The sequence below is a fragment of the Stenotrophomonas sp. SrG genome (genome assembly GCF_050031795.1).
GTDB lineage: Bacteria > Pseudomonadota > Gammaproteobacteria > Xanthomonadales > Xanthomonadaceae > Stenotrophomonas > Stenotrophomonas rhizophila_A.
Genome location: NZ_JBNBBE010001142.1, coordinates 1 through 239 on the forward strand (window position 1 = coordinate 1; position 239 = coordinate 239).

Annotated in this window: 1 pseudogene; it reads right to left on the reverse strand. The window is 72.0% G+C overall.

The features are described 5' to 3' along the window. A pseudogene (locus ACQG3P_RS23050) lies at positions 1–239 on the reverse strand (TonB-dependent receptor); the annotation flags it as partial.

Here is a 239-nt window from a genome sequence, read left to right on the forward strand (position 1 = left end):
GCTGGTGATGTGGGCCACCGGGCGCCCACCGCAGTTGGTGGTCACAACCGCCGGCGGGCTGGCCGCGCACCGCCCGGGATCACGTGCGGCGCCGAACGCCGCCAGGCCGCCGTCGCCGATCTCGGCAGGATTCGGCGCGCGGAAGCCTTCCGCCTAGGTGGCACGCAGTGCCACCCAGTCCACCGGGGTCCACATCACGCCGCACTTCGGGGTGGCCATGCCATCGCCGCATTCAAATT